This window comes from Streptomyces paradoxus (assembly GCF_014202475.1).
Taxonomy (GTDB): Bacteria; Actinomycetota; Actinomycetes; order Streptomycetales; family Streptomycetaceae; genus Streptomyces; species Streptomyces paradoxus.
The window spans coordinates 51,383-76,347 of the sequence record NZ_JACHGV010000002.1 but is presented as its reverse complement, the minus strand read 5'-3'; the positions used below and the strand labels follow the sequence as shown (position 1 = coordinate 76,347).

Here is a 24,965-nt window from a genome sequence, read left to right as displayed (position 1 = left end):
GCAGGAGTCCGAAATGAGTACGACCACCGTCGAGACCCCCGCCGCGGCGGGCGAGCAGCGCCCCGCGGGCGCCCCCGGCAGGACGCGCCGGCGCGGCGAGCAGAGCCGTGCGGCCTCCCTCGCCTCGCACGCCGTGCTGATCGTGGCGAGCCTGACCGCGCTCTTCCCGGTCGCCTGGCTGTTCTTCCTGTCCCTCGGACCGGACAAGGACGACTACCTCCACCCCGGGCGCATCTGGGGCAAGATCACGCTCGACAACTACGCGTTCGTCCTCCAGGACACCGGGTTCTTCGACTGGCTGAAGAGCACGCTGATCGTCGTGCTGGGCACGACGCTGATCGGTGTCGTCGTCGCCGCGTCGACCGGATACGCGGTCTCCCGCATGCGCTTCCCGGGCTACCGGAAGCTGATGTGGGTGCTGCTGGTCACCCAGATGTTCCCCATCGCGGTACTGATCGTGCCGATGTACCAGATCCTCTCGGATCTGCAGCTCATCGACAGCTACCTTGGTCTCATCCTTGTCAACTGCACCACGATCGTGCCGTACTGCGCCTGGCTGATGAAGGGCTATTTCGACACCATCCCGTTCGAGATCGACGAGGCGGGGCGCGTCGACGGGCTGACCCCCTTCGGCACGTTCGCGCGGCTCATCCTGCCGCTCGCCAAGCCCGGGCTCGCGGTCGCGGCCTTCTACAGCTTCCTCACGGCCTTCGGTGAGGTCGCGTTCGCCTCGACGTTCATGCTGAGCGACGACAAGTACACGTTCGCCGTCGGTCTGCAGACGTTCGTGAGCGAACACGACGCGCAGCGCAACCTGATGGCCGCGACGGCTGTGCTGATCGCGATACCGGCCGCCGTCTTCTTCTACCTCGTGCAGAAGAACCTGGTGACCGGGCTGACCGCCGGCGGCACGAAGGGGTGATCCGGTGCCCCCCGGGGCACCGCCGAACGGCACCACCACCAGCCCGAGGCGGCCGCGGCGCCCATCCGACCCCGCTGTGCCGCGGCCGCCTCGTCACCCCACCCACGCCTTCCATGACCGACATCCTGTTACGCATCAAGGACGACATGAGCCAGCATTCAGCTGCACCTGCCCCCACCCCCACGTCCGCCACGGCCGTCGCCAAGCGCCGCGACTGGTGGCGGGACGCGGTGATCTACCAGGTGTACCCGCGCAGCTTCGCCGACAGCAACGGCGACGGCATGGGCGACCTGGAGGGTGTCCGCACCCGGCTGCCGTACCTGCGCGACCTCGGCGTGGACGCCGTATGGCTCAGCCCCTTCTACGCCTCGCCGCAGGCCGACGCCGGCTACGACGTCGCCGACTACCGCGCCGTCGACCCCATGTTCGGCAACCTCCTGGACGCCGACGCGCTGATCCGCGACGCCCACCGGCTGGGCCTGCGCATCATCGTCGACCTGGTGCCCAACCACTCCTCCGACCAGCACGAGTGGTTCAAGCGGGCCGTCGCCGAGGGCCCGGGCTCCTCGCTGCGGGACCGCTACCACTTCCGCCCCGGCAAGGGCGAGAACGGCGACCTGCCGCCCAACGACTGGGAGTCGATCTTCGGCGGCCCGGCCTGGACCCGCGTCACCGAACCCGACGGCACGCCCGGCGAGTGGTACCTGCACCTCTTCGCCCCCGAGCAGCCCGACTTCAACTGGGAGCACCCGGCGGTCGGCGACGAGTTCCGCTCCATCCTGCGCTTCTGGCTGGACATGGGCGTCGACGGCTTCCGTATCGACGTCGCCCACGGCCTGGTGAAGGCGGAGGGGCTGCCCGACCTTGGATCCCACGACCAGGTGAAGCTGCTGGGCAACGATGTCATGCCGTTCTTCGACCAGGAGGGCGTGCACGAGATCTACCGGCAGTGGCGGCTCATCCTCGACGAGTACGCGGGGGAGCGGATTTTCGTCGCCGAGGCGTGGACGCCGACCATCGAGCGCACCGCCCACTACGTCCGCCCCGACGAGCTGCACCAGGCCTTCAACTTCCAGTACCTCAGCACCCACTGGGACGCCGAGGAGATGCGCGAGGTCATCGACCGCACCCTGGAGGCCATGCGCCCGGTCGGTGCCCCGGCCACCTGGGTGCTGTCCAACCACGACGTCACCCGGCACGCCACCCGGTTCGCCAACCCGCCCGGCCTCGGCACCCAGATCCGCCTGGCCGGCGACCGCGCGCTGGGGCTGCGCAGGGCCCGGGCCGCGAGCCTGCTGATGCTGGCGCTGCCCGGCTCGGCCTACGTCTACCAGGGCGAGGAGCTCGGCCTGCCCGACGTCGTCGACCTGCCGGACGAGGTGCGCCAGGACCCGGCGTACTTCCGGGGCGCCGGCCAGGACGGCTTCCGCGACGGCTGCCGGGTGCCGATCCCGTGGACCCGGACGGGCTCCTCGTACGGCTTCGGTGACGGCGGCAGCTGGCTGCCGCAGCCCGAGGGGTGGGGCGAGCTGAGCGTCGAGGCGCAGACCGGCGTGCCCGGTTCGACGCTGGAGCTGTACCGGGCGGCGCTCGCGGTGCGCCGCGAGCAGCCCGACCTCGGCGCCGGCACGTCCGTGGAGTGGCTGCGGGCGCCCGAGGGCGTGCTGGCCTTCCGGCGCGGGGAGTTCGTGTGCGTGGCCAACACCACCGGCGAGTCGGTGGCGATGCCGGCGTACGGCCGGGTGCTGGTGGCGAGCGGCGAGATCGTCGAGGTCGACGACGAGGCGAAGGTGCCGGCCGACACCACGGTGTGGTGGACCACCGCGATCACCCCGGCTCCGGGGGCCTCCGCCTGATTTTCCTTTGAATTTCGTACGGCCCGCTGCCCTTTCGGGCGGCGGGCCTTTAACATCTGCGTCACCGCAAGGTTTCTGAACCTTGCAGCAAGAGCCTTCAACGAAGAAGGAAACCCCACATGGCACGCAGACATCTCTCCGCCGCCGTCGCGCTCGCCGCGGCTGCGGTTGTCATGAACCCGACTGGTGCACAGGCCTCCCCACCTGGCACCAAGGACGTCACCGCCGTCCTCTTCGAATGGAACTTCGCCTCGATCGCCCGCGAGTGCACCACCACCCTCGGGCCCGCCGGATACGGTTACGTCCAGGTCTCGCCGCCCGCCGAGCACATACAGGGCCCGCAGTGGTGGACCTCGTACCAGCCGGTCAGCTACAAGATCGCCGGCCGGCTCGGCGACCGCGCGGCGTTCCAGAACATGGTCAGCACCTGCCACGCGGCCGGTGTGAAGGTCGTCGTGGACACCGTCATCAACCACATGGCGGCCGGCAGCGGCACCGGCACCGGCGGCTCGTCGTACACGAAGTACGACTACCCGGGCCTGTACTCGTCGTTCGACTTCGACGACTGCACGGGCCAGATCAGCAACTACCGGGACCGCTGGAACGTCCAGCACTGCGAACTGGTCGGTCTCTCCGACCTCGACACGGGCGAGAACTACGTCCGCGGCGCGATCGCCGGCTACATGAACGACCTGCTCTCCCTCGGCGTCGACGGCTTCCGCATCGACGCGGCCAAGCACATGGACGCCGCCGACCTGGCGAACATCAGGTCCCGGCTGAACAACCCGTCGGCGTACTGGAAGCAGGAGGTCATCCACGGCAGCGGTGAGGCCGTCCAGCCCACCGAGTACACGGGCAACGGGGACGTGCAGGAGTTCCGGTACGCGTACGACCTCAAGCGGGTCTTCAACAACGAGAACCTCGCCTACCTGAAGAACTACGGCGAGGGCTGGGGCTACATGAGCAGCGGTGTCTCCGGGGTCTTCGTCGACAATCACGACACCGAGCGCAACGGCTCGACCCTCAGCTACAAGGACAACGCCAACTACACCCTCGCCAACGTCTTCATGCTGGCCTGGCCCTACGGCGCCCCGGACATCAATTCCGGCTACGAGTTCTCCGACCACGACGCCGGCCCGCCGAACGGCGGCCAGGTGAACGCCTGCTGGCTGAACGGCTGGAAGTGCCAGCACAACTGGCCGGAGATCAAGTCCATGGTCGGCTTCCGCAACGCCACCCGGGGTCAGGCCGTCACCAACTGGTGGGACAACGGCGGCGACGCCATCGCGTTCGGCCGGGGCGGCAAGGGCTTCGTGGCCATCAACCACGAGCCGGGCTCCCTGACCCGGACCTACCAGACCTCGCTGCCCGCGGGGACGTACTGCAACGTGCAGAACAACACGGCGGTGACGGTGAACTCCGGCGGCCAGTTCACGGCCACGCTGGGTTCGAACACGGCCCTGGCGATCTATGCGGGAAAGTCCAACTGCTAGACGCACAGGCCCGGTTGCGGGGCGGACGGCATTGACGCCTCCGGAACGCTGCCCTACGTTCCCAGTCGCACCTCCCTGAACGCTGTCCAAGCTCGGACACTCGCCCCTCGGAAGTCCCGAGGGGCGACCGCATACCTCTGGGGGCGCTCCCATGACACAGGACACGACCTGCTGACGGACTGTTGAAAGTTCTTACCAACAGTTTCAGGACTCTTGCTGTAAGCGTTTCGGCGGCGATACGGTCGCGCGGGGTCGGACCCGAGAGAGCCGCGATGCAAGGAGTCCACGTCAGTGATACCGAGATGGCGTGCGCCCGCGAGGCGCAGAACCGCCCGTACCGGACGGGTCGCCGCGGTCACCGCCACCGCGCTGGCCGCAGCACTCGTCCAGCCGCTCGCCGCCGGGGCGGCCACCCCGCCGGCGCCCCCGTCCGACGCCAGGCTGGCCGCCGAGCCCGCCCGGCACGACGCCACCCGTGAGCAGTTCTACTTCGTCCTGCCGGACCGTTTCGCCAACGGCGACCCGCGCAACGACAAGGGCGGCCTGACCGGCTCCCGCCTCGCCACCGGCTACGACCCCACCGACAAGGGCTTCTACCAGGGCGGCGACCTCAAGGGCCTGACCAAGCGGCTCGACTACATCAAGGGCCTCGGCACCACCGCCCTCTGGATGGCCCCGATCTTCAAGAACCAGCCCGTGCAGGGCACCGGGGCGAACGCCTCGGCCGGCTACCACGGCTACTGGATCACGGACTTCACCCAGGTCGACCCGCACTTCGGCACCAACAAGGACCTGGAAACCCTCATCGACAAGGCCCACGCCAAGGGCATGAAGGTCTTCTTCGACGTCATCACCAACCACACCGCGGACGTCGTCGACTACGAGGAGAAGTCCTACGACTACCTGTCCAAGGGCGCGTTCCCGTACCTGACGAAGGACGGCAGGCCCTTCGACGACGCGGACTACGCGGACGGGAAGCGGGACTTCCCGGAGGTCGACGGCGACTCCTTCCCGCGGACGCCGACCGTCCCCGCGGCGAAGAAGAACGTCAAGGTCCCCTCGTGGCTCAACGACCCGACGATGTACCACAACCGCGGCGACTCCACCTTCGCCGGTGAGAGCTCCGCCCACGGCGACTTCTCCGGGCTCGACGACCTGTGGACCGAGCGCCCCGAGGTCGTGCGGGGCATGGAGAAGATCTACCAGCGCTGGGTGCGGGACTTCGACGTCGACGGCTTCCGGATCGACACCGTGAAGCACGTCAACATGGAGTTCTGGACGCAGTGGGCCACCGCCCTCGACGCCTACGCGGCCAAGCAGGGCCGCGACGACTTCTTCATGTTCGGCGAGGTGTACTCGGCCGACACCGACGTCACCTCCCCGTACGTCACCCAGGGCCGCCTCGACGCCACGCTCGACTTCCCCTTCCAGGAGGCGGCCCGCCAGTACGCCTCGCAGGGCGCGAGCGCGCAGAAACTCGCCGGCGTCTTCGGCGACGACTACAAGTACACGACCGGCAAGGCCAACGCGTACGAGCAGGTCACCTTCCTCGGCAACCACGACATGGGCCGGATCGGGTCCTTCCTGAAGCAGGACGACCCGAAGGCCACCGACGCCGAGCTCCTCGCGAAGGACAAGCTCGCCAACGAGCTGATGTTCCTCAGCCGCGGCAACCCCGTCGTCTACTACGGCGACGAGCAGGGCTTCACCGGCCCGGGCGGCGACAAGGACGCCCGGCAGACCATGTTCGCCTCGCGCACCGCCGACTACCTCGACGACGACCGCATCGGCACCGACCGCACCCACGCCGAGGACGCCTACGACACACGGTCGCCGCTCTACCGGCAGATCAGCGCCCTCGCGGCGCTCCGCAAGGCCAACCCGGCCCTCACCGACGGCGTCCAGCAGCAGCGGTACGCGGCCGACGGCCCGGGCGTCTACGCCTTCTCCCGCACCGACGCGAAGAACGGCACCGAGTACGTCGTCGCCTTCAACAACGCCGGCGAGGCGAAGACGGCGACCTTCCCGACCGGCTCGGCCGGCATGACCTTCAAGGGCATCCACGGCACCAGCGCCGCCCCGAAGAGCGACGGCGACAAGAAGCTCACCGTCACCGTCCCGGCCGGCTCGGCGATCGTCCTCAAGGCCTCCGGCAGGCTCGCCAAGCCCGCCACCGCGCCCACGATCACCCTGAAGGCCCCGGCCGCCGGCGCCACCGGCACCGCTGAGGTCTCCGCGGATGTGGACGGCGGGCAGCTCAACCGGGTCGTCTTCGCCGCGCAGACCGGCAACGGCAGGTGGCAGACCCTCGGCTCCGCCGACCACGCCCCGTACAAGGTCACCCACACCATCGGGAAGAACGTGGCGCCCGGCACGGCCCTGCGCTACAAGGCCGTCGTCATCGACTCGGCCGGCCGCACCGCGAGCGCCCTGGCGTCCTCCACCACCGGTACCCCGCCCGCCCCCGAGCCGCCCACCGCCTCCTCCCGCGACTACGCGATCGTGCACTACAAGCGCGCCGACGGCGACTACGCCGACTGGGGGCTGTACGCCTGGGGCGACCTGGCCGAGGGCGAGGCCACCGAGTGGCCGGACAGCCACCCCTTCACCGGCCGGGACGCCTACGGCGCCTTCGCGTGGGTGAAGCTCAAGCCCGGTGCCTCGAACGTCGGCTTCCTCGTCATCGACAAGGACGGCACCAAGGACGTCGCCGCCGACCGGACGATCGACGTCACCAAGACCGGCGAGATCTGGATCGAGCAGGGCAAGGAGACCGTCACCACCGAGCGGCCCGAGTATCCGGCGCCCGACAAGAGCAAGGCCGTCCTGCACTACCACCGGGCCGACGGGAACTACGACGGCTGGGGCCTGCACGTCTGGACCGGCGCCGCGAACCCCACCGAGTGGTCGAAGCCCCTCGAACCGGTCAAGACTGATTCCTATGGCGCAGTCTTCGAGGTACCGCTCACCGACGGAGCCACCAGCCTCAGCTACATCCTGCACAAGGGCGACGAGAAGGACCTGCCCGCCGACCAGTCGCTCGACCTCAAGGCGAACGGCCACGAGGTGTGGCTGGTGAGCGGCCAGGAGAAGTACCTGCTCCCGCAGCCCGCCGGCAGCGCTGCCGCCCTCGACCTGACCACGTCCAAGGCCGTCTGGATCGACCGGAACACCCTCGCCTGGAACGGCTCCGACGCCGCCGCCTCCACCCAGCTGCTCTACGCCCGTGACGGCTCGATCGCGGTGAAGGACGGCGCCCTGACCGGTGACGCGAAGTGGCTGCGTCTGTCGAAGAGCGAGCTGTCCGACGCCCAGAAGGCGAAGTTCCCGCATCTGAAGGAGTACGACGCCTGGACCGTCGACCCGCGCGACCGCGACCGGGTCCGCGAGGCCCTGCGCGGCCAGGTCGTCGCCACCCGGCACGCGGTGAACGGCGCGGTGCTCGCCGCGACCGGCGTGCAGATCGCCGGAGTCCTCGACGACCTGTACCCCGGCGCCACCAAGGCCGAACTGGGGCCGACGTTCGACAAGGGCCGTCCCACGCTGTCGGTGTGGGCGCCGACCGCCCAGCAGGTGTCCCTGGAGATCGGTGACTCCACCGTGCCGATGAAGCGCGACGCCGGCACCGGCGTCTGGTCCGTCACCGGCCCGACGTCCTGGAAGGGCAAGCCCTACCGGTACGTCGTCAAGGTCTGGGCGCCCAGCGTCCGCAAGGTCGTCACCAACAAGGTCACCGACCCCTACTCCCTCGCCCTCACCGCCGACTCCCAGCGCAGCCTAGTCGTCGACCTGGACGACAAGGCGCTCAAGCCCTCCGGCTGGTCGGCGTACACCAAGCCGAAGGCCGTACCGCTGCGGGACGCGCAGATCCAGGAGCTGCACATCCGCGACTTCTCCGTCGAGGACCGCACGGCGAAGCACCCCGGCACCTACCTGGCCTTCACCGACAAGGCCAGTGACGGCAGCAAGCACCTGCGCGAGCTGGCGAAGGCGGGCACCTCGTACGTGCATCTGCTGCCCGCGTTCGACATCGCCACCATCCCGGAGAAGAGGGCCGACCAGGCGAAGCCCGACTGTGACCTGGCCTCCTTCCCTGCCGACTCCGACAAGCAGCAGGAGTGCGTCGGGAAGACCGCCGCGAAGGACGCCTACAACTGGGGTTACGACCCGTACCACTACACGGTCCCCGAGGGCTCGTACGCCACCGACCCGGACGGCACCGCCCGTACGGTCGAGTTCCGGAAGATGGTCAGGGCCCTCAACGACGACGGGCTGCGGGTCGTCATGGACGTCGTCTACAACCACACCGCCGCGAGCGGCCAGGCGGACACCTCCGTTCTGGACCGGATCGTGCCCGGCTACTACCAGCGGCTCCTCGCCGACGGCTCCGTCGCGAACAGCACGTGCTGCGCCAACACCGCCACCGAGAACGCCATGATGGGCAAGCTCGTCGTCGACTCGGTCGTCACCTGGGCGAAGGAGTACAAGGTCGACGGCTTCCGCTTCGACCTCATGGGCCACCACCCCAAGGCCAACATCCTCGCGGTCAGGAAGGCCCTCGACGCGCTGACCCCGGAGAAGGACGGCGTCGACGGCAAGAAGATCATCCTCTACGGGGAGGGCTGGAACTTCGGCGAGATCGCCGACGACGCCCGGTTCACCCAGGCCACGCAGAAGAACATGGCCGGCACCGGCATCGCCACCTTCTCCGACCGCGCCCGTGACGCCGTGCGCGGCGGCGGCCCCTTCGACGAGGACCCCGGCGTCCAGGGCTTCGCGTCCGGTCTGTACACCGACCCCAACTCCTCGAAGAACAACGGCACTCCGGCCGAGCAGAAGGCCCGGCTGCTGCACTACCAGGACCTGATCAAGGTCGGGCTGTCCGGCAACCTCGCCGGCTACCGCTTCACCGACACCGCCGGCAAGGAGGTCAAGGGCTCCGAGGTCGACTACAACGGCGCCCCCGCCGGCTACGCCGACGCCCCCGGCGACGCCCTCGCCTACGCCGACGCGCACGACAACGAGTCCCTGTTCGACGCGCTCGCCTTCAAACTGCCCGCCACGACGAGCGCGGCCGACCGGGCCCGGATGCAGGTCCTGGCCATGGCGACGGCCACCCTCTCGCAGGGCCCAGCCCTCTCCCAGGCGGGCACCGACCTGCTGCGGTCCAAGTCCCTGGACCGCAACTCCTACGACAGCGGCGACTGGTTCAACGCCGTCCACTGGAGGTGCGAGGACGGCAACGGCTTCGGCCGCGGCCTGCCCATGGCGGCGGACAACGCCGACAAGTGGCCGTACGCCAAGCCCCTGCTGACCAAGGTCGAGGTGGGCTGCGAGCAGATCGAGGGCACCTCGGCCGCGTACCGCGACCTGCTGCGGATCCGGAGCACCGAGAAGGACTTCTCCCTCGGCACGGCCGCACAGGTGCAGTCCCGGCTCTCCTTCCCGCTGTCCGGCACGGACGAGACGCCCGGCGTGATCACCATGCGGCTCGGTGACCTCGTCATCGTCTTCAACGCCACACCGCAGCGGCAGGAACAGCGCGTGCCGGCGCTCGCCGGCGCGGGGTACCGGCTGCATCCGGTCCAGGCGGCGGGGGCGGACTCTATCGTCAAGTCCTCCTCCTGCGCCGCCGAATCGGGCACGTTCGCCGTTCCGGGGCGCACGGTCGCCGTCTTCACCCGTACCGCCGGATAGCGCACTACGTTGGGTGGGGCGGGCCGTGCTTCACGGTCCGTCCCACCGTCATACGTTCCGAGGGGCCACCGGGAGGGACGCCAGCGGCATGCAACACAGCCCGGGCACCACCGTGCTGGTCGTGGACGACGTCGCGGCCAGCCGGTACGCCATGGGCGCGGTGCTGCAACGGGCCGGCCACCGGGTCGTGCCCGTCGCCAGCGGCGGCGAGGCCCTCATAGAACTCGACGTACGGCTACGGGACGGCACCCTGCCCGACGTGGCCCTCGTCGACGTGGGCCTGCCCGACATGAGCGGCTTCGAACTGTGCCGCCGGGTCCGGGCCCAGCCGCCCATGGCCGCGCTGCCCGTCGTGCACTTCTCCGCCGCCGCGACCGCACCCGGTGACCGGTGCCGGGGGCTCGACGCCGGCGGGGACGCCTATCTGACCGTGCCCGCCGAGCCACGGGAGATCCAGGCCGTCGTCCGGGCTGCCGTACGCGGGGCCCGCCGCACCACGGGCGCCGAGACCACCGTGCACCGGCTGACGCTGCTGGCCGAGTCCGTCATCACCGTGCAGGCGGCCCGCTGCCCGCGGGAACTCGCCACCGCGGCCGCCGAGGGCACCGCGCGCCTCACCGCCTCACCCGCCGTGGTGTTCGTCGTCGGCCCGGACGGCGAGCCGTACCGCGGCACGGCCCGGGGCCGCCCGGCGGACGCGGACTGCGACGCCCACCAGGCGGCGGCACGGCTGGTCACCCGGCTCGCGGAGGGCCGCACGGGCGTGCACACCACCGTCGTCCCCGCGCCGCTGTGGCCGGCCGGGATCTTCCGGCGGGGCGTCGAGGAGGACGCCCGCGTGACCGTGGCGACGGCCCAGGACGGCCGGACGACGGTGTGCCTCGCCACGCCCGTCCGGCGGACGGCGGTCAGCGACCCCGCGGACGACGGGCTGCGCGCCCGCCTCGCCCAGGCCACCGCGCTCGCCGCCGAACCGCTGCTGATGTACCAGGTGGAGCGGCACGTCGCCCTCACCCTCCAGCGCAGCTTCCTGCCCCGGCCGCACAAGCTGCCGCACCTGCCGGGCGTCGACATCGTCGTCCGCTACGTGCCGGCCTCCGAGCAGACCGAGATCGGCGGCGACTTCTACGCCGCCCTGCGCACCCGCGACGGGGTGCTCACCGCGGTCGGGGACGTCGTCGGGCACTCGCTGGACGCGGCCACCGTCATGGTCGAGATCCGCCACGCCCTGCGCGCCTACTGCGTCGACGAGAGCGACCCCGTCGTGCTGGCCGCGCGGCTCGACCGGATGCTCCAGGAGTACCACCCCGACGTCACGGCCACCGCGTGCCTGGCGCTGGTCGACCCTGGCAGCGGACGGGTGCGCGTCGCCAACGCCGGCCACATCCCGCCGCTGATCCTGCGCGCCGGAGGCGACGCCCGGTACGCCGACGCCTGCGGTCCGCTGCTCGGACTGGGCCTGGAGCGGCCCCCGGCCACCGAGTTCCGCCTGCACCGCACCGACCGTCTGCTCATGGTCACCGACGGCCTCATCGAGACCCGTGGCATCCCCATCACGACCTCCATGGACCAGCTCCGCACGGCCGCCGCCGACGCCCCGCCCGGCCTCGACACCCTCTGCGACGTGCTGCTGGGCTGCTTCGGCCGCGACCGCGAGGACGACATCGCGATGCTGGCCCTGCGGTTGGAGCCTGTCTAGGCTGAGCCCACCGGCCTAGAACAGGAGTACTGATGCCGCAGATCACCGTCGACTATTCCGCCGACCTCGCGGACGACTTCGACCGCCCCGGTTTCGCGAAGGCGCTGCACGAGGCGACGGTCGAGATCGCGGCCGCCAAGCCGGCGGCGTGCAAGAGCCGGTTCCGCCCGACCGAGGACATCGTGGTCGGCCCCGAGACCGAGGGGCACGCCCATGTGCACGTCCACATCGCGCTGCTCGCCGGCCGCACCGACGAGACCAAGGCCCGGCTCACCCAGGCCGCGCTGGAGCTGCTGCGGGCCCATCTGAAACCCGCCGAGGGACTCGCGCTGCACGCCTCCGCCGAGGTCCGCGACCTGGACCCGTCGTACGCCAAGTTCGAGAGCTGAGCCGGCTCAGCTCGCCAGGGCGATGAGCCGGCCGGCCAGATGCGCGAACGGGCCGTCGGCCGGCTCGTCCTTGACGATCTCGCGCAGCAGCGCGGCCATCTCCTCGTCGTAGGCGGCGCTGACCGCGGCGAGGGCCGCGAAGTCGTTGACGAGCTGGGGCTCCAGCTCCTCGCGCGGGATGCGCCGGCCGTCCAGCCAGATCAGCGCCGTCGACTCGGCGAGCGAGATCCAGGACCGGACGACCAGTTCGAGGCGCGCGGGCGGATCGGTCACGCCCAGGTGCGAAAGGATCTGGACATACGCGGCCTGCCGTACGGAGTCGACGAGCGCGTTGGTCGTCGAGGAGCCGACCGCCGGACCGCCGCGCATCAGGGCGGAGAAACCGGGCCCGTGCTCGTCCACGAAGTCGAAGTAGCGGTGCATCACGCGCAGCAGCCGCGCCCCCAGCGGACCCTCGTGCGGCTCCACGAAGCGTGCCGCCAGATCGTCCGAGGCCCGCTGCAACGCCGCCTCGTACAGGCTGAGTTTGCCGGGGAAGTAGTGGTAGACCAACGGGCGTGAGATGCCCGCGGCCGACGCTATCTCGTCGATGGAGACCTCGTCGGGCGAGCGGCGGCTGAACAGTTCGAGGGCGACGCCGATCAACTGCTGCCGCCGCTCCTCGACTCCCATTCTGCGGCGAACCCCGATAGTCATGCGAACACCTTACCGATCGATTCCGGCCTCGAACGGGCCGGATCGATCATGGGGTTCTCCTGGCCTCACCGCGCGGGCCCGGAATCCGCCCGGGTCAGCGCAGTCCGCGCAGTGAACGCCCGTCCTTCAGGGTGCCCTTGAGCTGAGCCTGCGCTCCCTGCTCGGCGGGCACGGTCAGCAGACTGTTCCGCGCGGCCCCTTCCACGCCGCCCGTCGCCCGGATCGACGCGGTCTCCCGGCTCCCCGCGGCCAGCAGGTACCAGTCGCCGCCCTTCGACTTCCACAGCACCCCGGCCAGCACATACGGGTCACGAGCCCCGCACGCCGGTACGTTCTCGGCCTGCGTCGCCGTCGCCCCGTACGCCCCGCCCGGCGTGTGGAACTGCGCCAGCACCCGCGCCCCGCCGCCCCGCCAGGTCTCGGCCCGCGTGCACACCCACGCCGCCGATCCGCTCGCGTCGGGCAGCGGCTGCTGATTGAACGCCCAGGCGTTGACGCTCCGCACCCCGGCCGAGCGAACCGTGCCCAGCGAGCAGGCGAACGGCTGCCAGGTGCGCAGCGCCGCGGCACCCGACACCTCGCGCGGGGAGCCCGGCCGTCCGGTGGTGAGCCGGGCCGGGACGAGCTCGCCGAGGTCCGTCAGCAGCCGCGTCCCGGCGCCGTCGGTCAGTTGCAGCACGTTCCACGAGGTACAGGGGCCGGACCGCAGGGCCGGGCTGGCCAGGGGAGCGGTCACACCGTCGGTGAGCGTGAGGTCCATCGCGCCGGAACCCGGCTTCATCAGGTCCCGCTCGCCGGCCTTCCTCACCCAAGGGGCCGTCAGATAACGGACGTTGCCGTCGGCCCGGCTCAGGACCACCGCGCCCGCCTCGGCCCGGCCGGCTCCGTCGACCCGGGCGAAGTCGAGGGCGGCACCCTGCGTTCCGTCCTTCGGTTCGGCGTACCGGGCGATGCGCAGACCGTCGTAGAGGATCACCACGCGGGCCGTGTCGACCGTCCCGGCGTACAGCAGCTGGGGTGGTCCGGCCGGGCCGCCGGAGAGGGTGCCGGGGGTCGCCGACACCTGGACCGTCTCGCCGGGGCGGGCCCACACGGCCAGGGCGCGGCGCAGCAGGGCCTTGTCGCCGGTCAGGTCGCCGCGGGCCGGCCACACGGAGAAGTCGGTGCGCGCCGAGCTGCGCCAGGCGGCAGGGGGGACCAGGGTCAGCTTCGCCGGGTCCAGCGCGGCCTGCGCGGCGGGGTTGCGCGCGTACGGGGGTGCCGCTGCGCCTTCGGGGCCCCAGCCCTCACCGGGCAGGCCGAGCAGCGCGCCGCACACCAGCAGGGCGGCACCCGCGGCCAGCGCGGCCTTCAGGTGCTGGCGGCGGCGCATCAGGTCGGTGGGGCGGGCCTGGAGCGAGCAGGGGTCGAACTCCGGGGAGTCGAGCAGCCCGTACTGGGCGGGGATCCCGCCGGCCTCCAGCACCGCGCCCTCCGGGTCGGCGACGCCGGCCGCGGCGAGGACCTTGCACACCCCGTCGTCCGTGAGCCGCTCCAGACCGCGCAGCGCGTAGGCGGCCCGGGCCGGTCCCGACAGGGTGGACAGCCGCTGGTCCAGGGCGAGTTCGTCGGCGCCGCCGGAACGCGGGAACAGCTTCAGGCCCCACACGTGCGGCAGCAGCGGCGGCAGCTGGGCCCTCTTCGGCCACGCCTTCGCCGTCAGCGGCAGCCCCGCCTGCAGCGCCGTGCGCAGCACTTGGAGGCGGACCAGGGCGTAGCCAGGGTCACCGTCCCGGCCGGTGGACTGGGCCGGGATCACCGGCGCCGGTGTGCGGTTGCGGGGGAGGGCCCGCTGGGCGAGGGCGTGTGCGGTCAGGACGCGGCGGCTGCGGCCCAGCCCGGGCGGCAGCACCAGGTAGGCCAGCCGGACGAGCCGCGGGTAGTGCTCGACGAGCGCGGCCTCGGCCTGCTCGATGTCCACGACCGGGCCGGCGGGGGAGGGGGGTGCGGGGCGCTGGGCGACATCCTGTGACTGCACGTTCAGCAGAACGAGCGAATCGGTGGTTGGTCACCTGGCAGCGGCGCGTCACGCCCCCGGGTGCTGCCCTGGTTCCACGAGCAGCCGGGCGTAGTTCGCCATGGAGCGCTGGTAGCGCGGCAGATGCGGGGCCAGGGCGCCCAGGGCCAGCGCCAGGGCCTCACGGTCGCGGCCGAGACTCGACAGGCACAGGGCGAGACAGGCGCGTACGGCGTCGTCCAGCTCGTCGGAGGGCGCGACCAGTTCGGGCGTCAGCAGGGCGACGCCCTCCTCGGCCCGGCCGGTGTTCCGCAGCGAGCTGGCCAGCTGGATCTTCGTCCGGCGGGCCTTGTAGGGGCTGACGTCGGCGAGGCCGCGCCGCAGCGCCTCCTGGTAGAGGGGGACCGCCTTGTCGGAGCGGCCCGTGGAGTCCCAGGCGCAGGCCTGCTCGAACGGGGCGTGCGGACTGCCCTCGGGCAGTTCACCGACGAGGGCGTCGACGTCGGCGCGGAAGCGGGCCTCGTCCTCCTCCGTCTCGGCGTAGTCGTCGAGACGGTCCCAGAGGGCGGCCACACGGTCTTCCCAGTCCTGATCCACCGGGACACCCTCGCACAGGAGTGCACACCGGGGCAGCGGAATTTGAGCACCGCCGGCTCCGCAGCCGTATCGAAGGCGAGAGCCTCTTGCCGGGGCTCCGTGCGGCATGCGTCCGGATCGTGCCGTGGCAGGACCGTGCCGACAAGGACCGGAGGAACAGATGAGGGTGACCCGACCGATGCTCGCGCTGAGCGGCGCGGTGGCGATACTGGCGCTGACCGGCTGCGGCGGATCCGGCGGCAAGGACGAGGCGGCCGTCCCGAAGGAGGTGACCGGCAGCCTGGAGCACATCGCGGCCGAGGCCGACTGCGAGCCGGACATGCAGACCGACGCGGACACCATCCGCCAGGCCCTGTGCAAGAAGGGCAAGGAGAAGTACGTCCTCGCCACCTTCGCCACCGACCGCGGCCAGCGCGAGTGGCTCAACAGCGCCAAGGACTACGGCGGCTACTACCTCGTCGGCCGCAAGTGGGTCGCCGTCGGCCAGCAGAAGACGGTCACCGCGCTGCAGGGCACCCTCGGCGGCACGATGGAAGAGGGCTCCGAGCACATGAACCCCGGTGGCAGCCACAACAAGGGCGGCGGTCACGGCGGCGGCAGCAGCCACCACGGCTGATCGCCCCGGGCCGGAAAAGCCGAAAGCCGGCGGTGGGAATTCCCACCGCCGGCTTTCGGCTCTTACCGGACGAGGATTACTGGCAGTCCTCGCCGTTGTTGATGCACTGGACCATCTCGTTCATCACGTTCTCGTCGAAGAAGTTGATGAAGTCGTTGTGGTCGGTGATCGCCTTGTGCAGCTGCTCCGGGAAGGAGTCGACCGCGAAGGCGTTCTGCACCTGCCCGTTGTTGATCTGCGGCGCCTGAACGTCGTAGACCAGGCGGACCTGGAGCTGGGGGATGGCCTGGAAGCCGTTCGAGCAGCTGCCGTCCGCCTCCACGAAGTCCACGTGGGTGCGGTGGTTGGCGCTGTCGATGTTCTGGCCGTCCCAGCAGCTCTGGAAGTTGGACGTCCGGACCACGGAGCTGCCCTCGGGGCAGAGCGGGTACTTGTCCGTCACCTGACGGTCCTCGAAGCCGGTGCAGCTCCAGGAGGTGTTGGCGTTGTTCAGGCCGTTGGTGAAGGCCTTGGCGTCACCGGTGATGATGCGCAGGGCCTTCGGCATCGCCACGACGTCGCTGGTGCGGTTGCCGACGAACTTCAGCTGCGCCTCGGCGGGCTCGACGATCTTGCCGACGTTGCCGTCCTGGCCACCGCCCGGCTGACCCGCGTCGATGTCGTCCGAACCGTCCTGGATCCGCAGGACCGGCCAGAAGTACGAGGACTTGTCGCCCTGGTTCTGGCAGGTGGTCTCGGCGTTCGCCAGGTCCTCGTCGCTCGCGAAGGCGTTGTTGCTCTGGTTGCCGACGTAGTCGTGCTGGTGCTGCGCGCCGTTGGAGACACCCGGCGCCACGATCACGTTGTCCGAGTTGCGGTTCTCGTTCTCGTTGGTGCCGCAGTTCGTGGTGAACGAGCCCGTGGAACCGCCGTCGCCGTTCGCGGCGAGGCCGTTCGGCAGGTTGCGGGAGTTGGGCTGGACGTCCTGGATGTTGATGAAGTCGTCCGCCACCGGCCCGTTGTCGGCCTGACCGCCGTTGCCGCCCTGGTCCTGTCCGCCGTTGTCCTGGCCCTGGTCCTGACCGCCCTGGTCCTGACCACCCTGGTCCTGACCGTCGTTGTTCTGGCCGTCGTTGTTCTGACCGTCGTTGTTCTGGTCACCGCCGGCCTGGCCGTCGTTGGTGTTGGCCTCGGCGGCCATGCCCTTGCACGCGGCCAGCTGCTCGAGGTTGCCCGGGGCCTGACCGCCCACTCGCCGGATGTTGATGCCGATCCGGTCGATGACCGCGACGCGCTTCGACTTCAGCGGGCCGAGGATGGCGTTGTCGACGAAGCCCGCGTCACCGGCCTGGGCCTGACGGGTGGAGGCGAGGCGGGTGTAGGCCTCGCTGATCTGCTTGTCGAGGTTGGCCAGCTCCTTGTCCACCCCCTGGCGAGCACCGTCCGGCACGTCGGTCAGCTTCTGTCCGACGTCCGGGCACTGGATCGTGGCGATCTGTGCGCCCGCGGACTTCGTCTGATTCGCCGAGTTCTCCTCATGCGCCGAGGCATAGAAGTTTGCCCAGATCAGCCCGCCCCCACCGAGCGCTAGGGCCGCCGATGCGGCAATGGCCTTGGTGGCCAGCGGCGTACGGCGTTTTCTTGTGTTGCGTCCCATGGAACTCCTCTGACTTCCTTTTTCGGGGGCATCGAGGCGCCCGACAGGAGTGAAGCGGCTCCCTTCCATACGGAGGGCGTCCCACGGGTGTTCAGAGGTCTCGGAAATTGATGCGAGATTCGTGAGGACTCTGTGCCCTCAACAGCCCCTTTGGTACCGGGAGTTGTGGATCATCCACGGTGGGTGAAGCGGCCCGTCCGGTTTCACCGGCCGTGGTCGAGATACGCGAGAACCGCCAGCACGCGCCGGTTGTCGTCGTCCGAGACCTCAAGCCCCAGTTTGGCGAAGATGTTGGCGGTGTGCTTGGCGATCGCCCGTTCCGTCACGACCAGCTTCCCGGCGATCGCCGCGTTCGACCGGCCCTGCGCCATCAGCTCCAGCACCTCCCGCTCCCGGGGCGTCAGCCGCGCCAGCGGCCGGTCGTCGCCCGAACGGCGGGCCAGCAGCTGCTGGATGACCTGCGGGTCCATCGCCGTGCCCCCGGCGGCGACCCGCCGTACGGCGTCCACGAACTGCTCGGCGTCGAACACCCGGTCCTTCAGCAGATAGCCGACCCCGCCACTGCCGTCGGCCAGCAGCTCACGCGCGTACAACTGCTCCACGTGCTGGGAGAGCACCAGCACCGGCAGACCGGGCCGCTTCCTGCGGGCGTCGAGCGCGCACTGCAGGCCCTCGTCGGTGTGCGTGGGCGGCAGGCGTACGTCGACCACGGCGACATCCGGGTCCAGTTCGGCCAGCGCGGCGGCCAGTTCGGGCCCGGACTCGACGGCCGCCGCGATCTCGAAGCCGTGCGCCTGGAGAAGGCGGACGAGTCCGTCGCGCAGCAGGAAGAGGTCTTCGGCCAGGACTACGCGCAAGGGATCTCCATGGTGACCATGGTGGGGCCGCCCGCGGGACTGCTGACGGCCAGGACGCCGTCGAATGTACCCAGTCGCCGCTCGACCCCGGCCAGTCCCGAACCGGCCCCGATCACCGCGCCGCCCTTGCCGTTGTCGGTGACGGTCGCCCGCAGCATGCCGTCCGCCCGGTGCAGGTCGACCCAGATCCGGTCGGCGCCCGAGTGCTTCACGGCGTTGGTGAGCACCTCGCTCACCGCGAAGTACGCGGCCGACTCCACCGGCGCCTGAGCCCGCCCGGGCAGGTCCACGCTCACCTCGGCGGCCACCGGCAGCCGCAGCGCCAGCGCCCGTACGGCGTCGCCCAGGCCGCGCTCGGCGAGGACCGGCGGATGGATGCCGCGCACCAGCTCGCGCAGCTCGGACAGCGCCTCCACCGAGGACTTCCGCGCCTGCGCGATCAGCTCCTTGGCCTGGGCCGGGTCCTTGTCGAGGAGCGCCTCGATGGTGCCCAGGTCCAAGCCGACGGAGACCAGCCGGGCCTGGGCCCCGTCGTGCAGGTCCCGCTCGATGCGCCGCAGTTCGGCGGCGGAGGCGTCGACCGCGTCCTGCCGGGTCTCGGTCAGGACCCGTACCCGCTCGGCCAGTTCCCGCTGGCTGCCGCCGAGCACGGCCCGGGTGAGCCGGAAGTGGACGCCCAGCAGGCGCGGGGTGAGGAAGTGCGCGAGGAACAGCAGCACCAGACCCAGGGCCGCCGCACCGAAGGCGGACGCCTGCCCGGTGACCGGCACGAAGCCGTACCAGTACCCGTCGGGGAAGACCCGCCACAGCCCGATCGCGAGCGCGAACCCCTCCAGCGGATAGAGCAGCAGCACCGCCGGCAGCAGCGCCGTGACGAACCCGGCGGTCATGTCGACCGGCAGCCATCGCAGGTCACGCCAGGTCGCCGGGTCGCGCAGCATCCCGAAGGTGCGTGCCCAGGGGTTGGCGTCCTCGGGCAGCGGCCGGTACGCCGGAGGGATCCGCACCCCGCCCCACTCCGCCGCGAGCACCCGCCGTGAGTTCGCGAACGCCCGCACCCCCGTCAGCACATAGGGCGTGGTGACGATCCCCACCCCGATCGGGATGAGCGCCATCGACACCAGGGACAGGCAGAAGCACAGCACCGCACCCGGCAGGGAGACGAGGGCCAGCGCCAGCCCCCGCACCGCGGCGAGCCCGATGCCCCGCCCTGTCGTCCGCCCGCTGCCGATCTTCGTCTCCGTGGTCATGGCGTCAGTCTCGTCGAGCGCGCGTGCCGGGTCACGGGGCCGGGACACCCGGCCGGGGGGTGGTGCTACGTACACCCCGAGTGGGTCGTTCAGGCACCGGCGCCTGACGCGAGCACCTTCGCCTCCACCTCCGGGTCGAGGCCCGAGCGCGGCCGGTCCGGGCGCTGGGGCGCCACGCCCCCGACGTCCTGGAGCCACCGCCAGGTGTCCGCCACGGTCTCCTCCACGGGCCGGCAGACCAGCCCGGCCCCGACCGCCCGGGAGACGTCCGCGCTGTGCAGGGCGTCGTGCAGGTCGCTGCCCGGCGGCACCCACACCGGCAGCTCCGTCCACGGCTCGATACCCGCCTCCAGGATCACCCCGGGCTCGGTCCAGCGGAGCTCGGCGGCGCCGCCGGTGACCCGCGCGCAGGCGTCGAGCAACGCGCCCATGGTGGCGTGGCCCTGCGGACTGACCAGGTTGTACGGCCCGCTCAGCTCCCGCTCGGCCGCGAGCACGACCCACGCGGCCAGGTCACGGACGTCCACGTACTGCAGGGGCAGTTCACGCGGGCCGGGCGCCAGTACCGGACCGCCACGCGCCGTGCGGCCCAGCCACCAGGGCAGCCGGCCGATGTTCTCGTACGGGCCGAGGATCAGCCCGGACCGTACGAGCACCGACCGGTCCGCGCCGAAGGCGTCCAGCACCGCCAGTTCACCGCCCCGCTTGTCCTGCGGGTAGGCGGTCTGCTCCGCGTCGGCCGACGCCCCCTCCACCACGGGCGCGTCCTCGCCGTACCCGGCGGGAGGGGCCCACGCGTACACCGAGCAGCTCGACACGTACACGTACCGGCCGGCGCGGCCCCGCAGCAGCCGCGCCGTGTCCCGCACCGCGCTCGGCGCCGCCGACCAGGTGTCCACGACGACGTCCCACTCGCCCGGGTCGTCGGCCAGGGCGGACAGCCCGCCGGGCGCGGTGCGGTCACCGAGCAGCGTCCGCGTGCCCGGCGGGGCCTCGTGCCGTCCCCGGTGGAAGACGGTCACGTCCCAGCCCTGCCCGAGCGCCTCCTCCACGACGGCCCACCCCACGAACTCCGTACCACCCAGCATCAGAAGTCTCATGCCGGTGACTCTGCCCGGTGGGGCGAGGGGGCGGAACAGGGATCTGCTGTCAGCAGACGGAGCGTCGTGGTCGCCCGGGGGCGTCAGCGTCCCGTCGGCGGCACGTACTTGTAGCCGACGCGGCGCACCGTCCGGATCGTGTCGCGGTGCTCAGCGCCCAGCTTGCGGCGCAGGCGGGCGACGTGGACGTCGACCGTGCGGCCGTCACCCACGTGTCCGTAGCCCCACACCGTGCCGACCAGCTGGTCGCGGGTGTGCACCCGGCCCGGGTGCGCCACCAGGTGCGCCAGCAGCTCGAACTCCAGATACGTGAGGTCGAGGGGCCGCCCGGCCACCTGGGCGGTGCGCTGCACGGTGTCGACGCGGATCAGCGGCTCGCCGCCCGGCTCGGCAGCGGGCTCCGGCCCGGCGGCCTGCGGCAGGTCGGGCACCGCCACCGGGAACGGCGGCTGCTGGTCGGCCGGGACGAGCACCAGGTAGCCGACCATCGGCGGCTGCCCCGGCAGCGTGGGCAGGGTGTGCTGCGGCGCCGGCAGCCAGGTGGCACCCGGCAGCAGGTCCGCGACCGTCACCACCTCGTCCCGGTCGACGGCACGCAGCCGGTGCCGGGGGCCGTGCGGCGCGGGGGCGTTGAGAGGGGCGGCGGTGGACAGGGAACGAGTGGTCGCCATGAGAGGTCAGCTCTTTCGCGCGAGGAGTTCGTCGGGGAGGTCGACGGCCGCGATTCGTGGTCGGGCTCGCCGAGGGACGTACGCGGTTCGCGCTGGCCGAAGGCCGGGGTGTACGGCTTTAGAGGGCCGGCGCGTTCATCGCGCGGCAACACACCCGGTCGAAGTCATGATCCTGGCGGGACGGCCAGAAGGGCTCGAGGTCGTGACGACCCGTCGCGGTGCACTTCTGGTAGCCGGTCATGACTCCATTGAAGCAGAGCTGATCCCGCACCGGGACCCTCCTCTCACTGCTTGGACACTTGCGGCCCCCTCAAGGGGCGCGGGGAACCGCGCGACAAGCCGCGACGTCACGGCAGACGAACCGAGGCGCCCACCGCGAACGGTGAGCGCCTCGTCGGATACGTGCGGGACAGGTCAGACCTGACCGGCCTTCTCCAGCGCCGAGCAGCAGGTGTCGACGAGCAGACGCGTCACCACGTACGGGTCGACGTTGGCGTTCGGGCGGCGGTCCTCGATGTAGCCCTTGCCGTCCTTCTCGACCTGCCACGGGATACGGACCGAGGCACCGCGGTCGGAGACGCCGTAGGAGTACTTGTCCCACGGGGCGGTCTCGTGCAGGCCGGTGAGGCGGTCGTCGATGCCGGCGCCGTAGTTCTTGACGTGGTCGAGCGGCTTGGAGCCCTCGCCGAGCGACTCGGCCGCGGTGATGATCGCGTCGTAGCCCTCGCGCATCGCCTTGGTGGAGAAGTTGGTGTGCGCGCCGGCGCCGTTCCAGTCGCCCTTGACCGGCTTGGGGTCGAGGGTGGCGGCGATGTCGAAGTCCTCGGCGGTGCGGTAGAGCAGCCAGCGGGCCACCCACAGGTGGTCGGAGACCTCCAGCGGGGAGACCGGACCGACCTGGAACTCCCACTGGCCGGGCATGACCTCGGCGTTGATGCCGGAGATGGCCAGACCGGCCTTGAGGCAGTTGTCCAGGTGCGCCTCGACGACGTCACGGCCGAAGATCTCGTCCGCGCCGACACCGCAGTAGTAGCCGCCCTGCGGGGCCGGGAAGCCGCCCTTGGGGAAGCCGAGCGGGTAGCCGTCCTTGAAGAACGTGTACTCCTGCTCGATGCCGAAGATCGGCTCCTGCGCCGCGAACTTCTCCGCGACCTCGGCCAGCGCCGCACGGGTGTTGCTGGCGTGCGGGGTGAGGTCGATGTTCAGGACCTCGCACAGCACCAGGATGTCGTCGCCGCCGCGGATCGGGTCCGGGCAGGAGAAGACCGGCTTGAGGACGCAGTCCGAGGAGTGGCCCTCGGCCTGGTTGGTGGAGGACCCGTCGAAGCCCCAGATCGGCAGCGCGTCCAGACCGGCGGGGGAGCCCGCGATGATCTTGGTCTTGGAACGCAGTTTGGCCGTCGGCTCGGTGCCGTCGATCCAGATGTACTCAGCCTTGAAGGTCACGGGCCACATCCTCGGGTGTGTCTGGGCGCGTATCGCGGGTGCTTGCGGCGCTGCGGCACCGGTGCGCCGCTCTGCTGCCCGGCAGCCTGGCAACAGGCGATTTCCCGGCCATTGCTCGCATGTGAACCCCGTGTTACCGGGCAACGCTGTGCCGTACTTCACGCCGAGAGGTCGCTCCGCGCGGCCCGCACGTGCCGGTCCTGCCACCCCTGACCGGGGGCGGCAGGACCGGTGACACGTACGAGGCGGGGCGGCCGAGGGGGTGGCCGCCGCCTCATCGGTTCACTGAGTCGTACGGCGTCACCCCACCTTCTCGATCAGGGCCCGGCGGATCAGGAACTTGCCGGGCTCACGGACCTGTTCGAAGGCCGCGTTGTTGAGCAGCGCACAGCTGCCGGAGACCGAAGTGACCTCCACCGTCGTGGACTTGTTGTTGTCCAGGTTGGTGACCTTCAGCTTCGTGCCGGCCGGGAACTGGTTGCTGGACGCGGCGGGCGCACCGCCCTCGCCGGAGAGCGTGACAGTGGAGCCGTTGCAGACCTGCTGCCCGGAGGCAGCGGCACCGCCGCCGGTGTTCCCCGCGGGGGCGGACTCGGCCGGCTGCTCGGGCTGCGCCGAGGCCGCGGGGTCCGAGGGCTGTGCCGACGCCGCGGGGTCCGAGGGCTGTGCCGGCTGGGCGGGCTGCGCCGGCTGTGCGGTCTGGGAGTCCTGAGCCGACTCCCCGACGGCGCACCCCGACGCCTCCTGCTTCCGCTTGATCTCCGCGACGACCGCCTCGCGGTTGGCGATCCGCGCCTCGGACTGCGCGTCCGGGTTGGCCCGCTGGTCCGCGATGAACTTCTGGTTGTTGCCGAGGGCGGTGGCGAGGCCCAGGCAGACCGTCGACTCCGACGCCGACTTGGGGGTCGGCGCGGCGTTCGACGTGCTCGCCATGACGAAGGCCCCGCCTCCCGCCACCGTCGCCGCGCTCACCAGCAGAGCGATCTTCTTCTTCGTGCCGAGAGTTCTCCTACGCGACATGCGCGCCTCCTGAAGAGGTAGGGGAGCGTACGCCGCTATGTACGAGATACCGAACGAGGTTACTCAGCGGTTACAGGAGTCACTCAAGTGACCTGCGCCACACGGGCAAGGGCGGCTGGTCAGCGCGACAGGGCGTCCCGTACCGCCTCGTCGGTGCGGCCGACCACCGCCGTCCCGTCGTCCGCGGTGATGATCGGGCGCTGGATCAGCTTCGGGTGCTCCGCGAGTGCCGTGATCCAGCGGTCGCGCGAACCGGCGTTCCGCGGCCACTCCTTGAGCCCGAGCTCCTTGGCGTCGGCCTCCTGGGTGCGGGTGATGTCCCAGGGTTCGAGACCGAGGCGCTCCAGCACGCCCCGGATCTCGTCCTCGCTCGGCACGTCCTCCAGGTAACGGCGGACGGTGTAGTCGGCGCCCTCGGCGTCGAGCAGCGTCAGGGCGCTGCGGCACTTCGAGCAGGCGGGGTTGATCCAGATCTCCATGCGCACACGGTACGCGCCGACCGTCTTGTTCGATTTTCTGACGCCCCACCCTCACCTTGCGGATCGACTGTGACGTAGCGTCAATTCCCCATCTCACCTGCGTGTTTGTGGCTCCTTGCGGACTGCCCGTTGTCAGTGCCGGGCGGTAGACTGTAAGCAGTGTTCGAGGGTGGCGCCGGGGATGCCGACGTCTTCGGTGAGCCGCCCGACCGCGACAGGAGGATGCCCGTGCCCGCTGCCGCCCTGAAGTCGAAGCCGTTGCCCACCCAGTCCACCGCGAAGCGTCCCGTCCTGCTCGACCTGCCGTACGCGCCCGTGGAGAAGCGGCCGCTGCCGCCGGGCCGGCCCCGCCAGTGGTACGTGACGCACAACCGGCGCCTCAAGGCGATGCGCCTGGCCATCGCCCTGCTCGACTCGGGCGTCTACATGCCGAACCAGGCCCGCAACGAGACGATCCGCGACACCGCGGAGCAGATCGGCGTCCACCCGCCGTCGGACACGACGTGCCACATGGTGCGGGCGTTCATGCGGTACGCCCGCTGACC

19 protein-coding genes are annotated in these 24,965 nt (G+C 71.0%); 8 read left to right on the top strand and 11 right to left on the bottom strand.

What is annotated here, in order from left to right; all coding sequences use genetic code 11:
• Window positions 1-13: 13 nt before the first annotated feature.
• The 6 genes from HNR57_RS05280 to HNR57_RS05255 all read left to right on the top strand — a co-directional run bounded on the left by HNR57_RS05280 (window position 14) and on the right by HNR57_RS05255 (window position 12,056).
• Window positions 14-922, top strand: a complete 909-nt coding sequence (locus tag HNR57_RS05280) for a sugar ABC transporter permease (RefSeq protein WP_184556848.1) — start codon at window positions 14-16, stop codon at window positions 920-922.
• Between the two features lie 146 nt (window positions 923-1,068).
• Window positions 1,069-2,778 carry a glycoside hydrolase family 13 protein gene (locus tag HNR57_RS05275; RefSeq protein WP_184558815.1) on the top strand — a complete coding sequence of 570 codons (1,710 nt, stop codon included), beginning with the start codon at window positions 1,069-1,071 and terminating at the stop codon, window positions 2,776-2,778.
• Window positions 2,779-2,897: 119 nt separating this feature from the next.
• A complete protein-coding gene (locus HNR57_RS05270; protein WP_184556845.1) occupies window positions 2,898-4,271 on the top strand; it encodes an alpha-amylase in 1,374 nt (457 codons plus the stop codon).
• Window positions 4,272-4,562: 291 nt separating this feature from the next.
• Window positions 4,563-9,968 carry a pullulanase-type alpha-1,6-glucosidase gene (gene pulA / locus HNR57_RS05265; protein WP_184556842.1) on the top strand — a complete coding sequence of 1,802 codons (5,406 nt, stop codon included), beginning with the start codon at window positions 4,563-4,565 and terminating at the stop codon, window positions 9,966-9,968.
• 88 nt (window positions 9,969-10,056) lie between these two features.
• The gene (locus HNR57_RS05260) at window positions 10,057-11,667 is read left to right on the top strand and encodes a fused response regulator/phosphatase (RefSeq protein WP_184556839.1); all 1,611 of its coding nucleotides are present in this window, start codon (window positions 10,057-10,059) and stop codon (window positions 11,665-11,667) included.
• Between the two features lie 32 nt (window positions 11,668-11,699).
• Complete coding sequence (locus HNR57_RS05255; protein ID WP_184556836.1) at window positions 11,700-12,056, top strand: 5-carboxymethyl-2-hydroxymuconate Delta-isomerase; 357 nt, start codon at window positions 11,700-11,702, stop codon at window positions 12,054-12,056.
• A 6-nt stretch (window positions 12,057-12,062) separates the two neighbouring features.
• Here HNR57_RS05255 and HNR57_RS05250 read toward each other — a convergent pair whose 3' ends face one another.
• The 3 genes from HNR57_RS05250 to HNR57_RS05240 form a co-directional block, all read right to left on the bottom strand.
• On the bottom strand, window positions 12,063-12,752 hold the full coding sequence (locus HNR57_RS05250; RefSeq protein WP_184556833.1) for a TetR/AcrR family transcriptional regulator: 690 nt from the start codon (window positions 12,750-12,752) through the stop codon (window positions 12,063-12,065).
• 94 nt (window positions 12,753-12,846) lie between these two features.
• On the bottom strand, window positions 12,847-14,769 hold the full coding sequence (locus HNR57_RS05245) for a hypothetical protein (protein WP_184556830.1): 1,923 nt from the start codon (window positions 14,767-14,769) through the stop codon (window positions 12,847-12,849).
• A 48-nt stretch (window positions 14,770-14,817) separates the two neighbouring features.
• A complete protein-coding gene (locus HNR57_RS05240; protein WP_184556827.1) occupies window positions 14,818-15,345 on the bottom strand; it encodes a tetratricopeptide repeat protein in 528 nt (175 codons plus the stop codon).
• A gap of 160 nt (window positions 15,346-15,505) precedes the next feature.
• Between HNR57_RS05240 and HNR57_RS05235 the strand changes: the two genes are divergently transcribed.
• Window positions 15,506-15,961 carry a hypothetical protein gene (locus HNR57_RS05235; RefSeq protein WP_184556824.1) on the top strand — a complete coding sequence of 152 codons (456 nt, stop codon included), beginning with the start codon at window positions 15,506-15,508 and terminating at the stop codon, window positions 15,959-15,961.
• 76 nt (window positions 15,962-16,037) lie between these two features.
• Here the strand turns inward: HNR57_RS05235 and HNR57_RS05230 are convergent, their stop codons facing one another.
• The 8 genes from HNR57_RS05230 to HNR57_RS05195 all read right to left on the bottom strand — a co-directional run bounded on the left by HNR57_RS05230 (window position 16,038) and on the right by HNR57_RS05195 (window position 24,420).
• The gene (locus tag HNR57_RS05230) at window positions 16,038-17,597 is read right to left on the bottom strand and encodes a DUF1996 domain-containing protein (RefSeq protein ID WP_184556821.1); all 1,560 of its coding nucleotides are present in this window, start codon (window positions 17,595-17,597) and stop codon (window positions 16,038-16,040) included.
• Between the two features lie 203 nt (window positions 17,598-17,800).
• Entirely contained in the window at window positions 17,801-18,454 is a 654-nt protein-coding gene (locus HNR57_RS05225) for a LuxR C-terminal-related transcriptional regulator (protein ID WP_184556819.1), read from the bottom strand.
• Window positions 18,445-19,704: a sensor histidine kinase gene (locus HNR57_RS05220; RefSeq protein WP_184556816.1), complete on the bottom strand. Its 1,260-nt coding sequence runs from the start codon at window positions 19,702-19,704 to the stop codon at window positions 18,445-18,447. Before HNR57_RS05220 ends, HNR57_RS05225 begins: the two co-directional genes overlap by 10 nt.
• 89 nt (window positions 19,705-19,793) lie before the next feature.
• Window positions 19,794-20,804, bottom strand: a complete 1,011-nt coding sequence (locus tag HNR57_RS05215; RefSeq protein ID WP_184556813.1) for an NAD-dependent epimerase/dehydratase family protein — start codon at window positions 20,802-20,804, stop codon at window positions 19,794-19,796.
• An 83-nt stretch (window positions 20,805-20,887) separates the two neighbouring features.
• Entirely contained in the window at window positions 20,888-21,475 is a 588-nt protein-coding gene (locus HNR57_RS05210; RefSeq protein ID WP_184556810.1) for a winged helix-turn-helix domain-containing protein, read from the bottom strand.
• A 414-nt stretch (window positions 21,476-21,889) separates the two neighbouring features.
• Complete coding sequence (gene glnII / locus HNR57_RS05205; protein WP_184556807.1) at window positions 21,890-22,921, bottom strand: glutamine synthetase; 1,032 nt, start codon at window positions 22,919-22,921, stop codon at window positions 21,890-21,892.
• Between the two features lie 300 nt (window positions 22,922-23,221).
• Window positions 23,222-23,941, bottom strand: coding sequence for an SCO2207 family protein (locus HNR57_RS05200; protein ID WP_184556805.1), 720 nt, complete (start codon window positions 23,939-23,941; stop codon window positions 23,222-23,224).
• A gap of 119 nt (window positions 23,942-24,060) precedes the next feature.
• Complete coding sequence (locus tag HNR57_RS05195) at window positions 24,061-24,420, bottom strand: arsenate reductase family protein (RefSeq protein ID WP_184556802.1); 360 nt, start codon at window positions 24,418-24,420, stop codon at window positions 24,061-24,063.
• Window positions 24,421-24,648: 228 nt separating this feature from the next.
• Here HNR57_RS05195 and HNR57_RS05190 point away from each other — a divergent pair, with 228 nt between their 5' ends.
• Window positions 24,649-24,963, top strand: coding sequence for a hypothetical protein (locus HNR57_RS05190; RefSeq protein WP_033312582.1), 315 nt, complete (start codon window positions 24,649-24,651; stop codon window positions 24,961-24,963).
• Window positions 24,964-24,965: the final 2 nt, after the last annotated feature.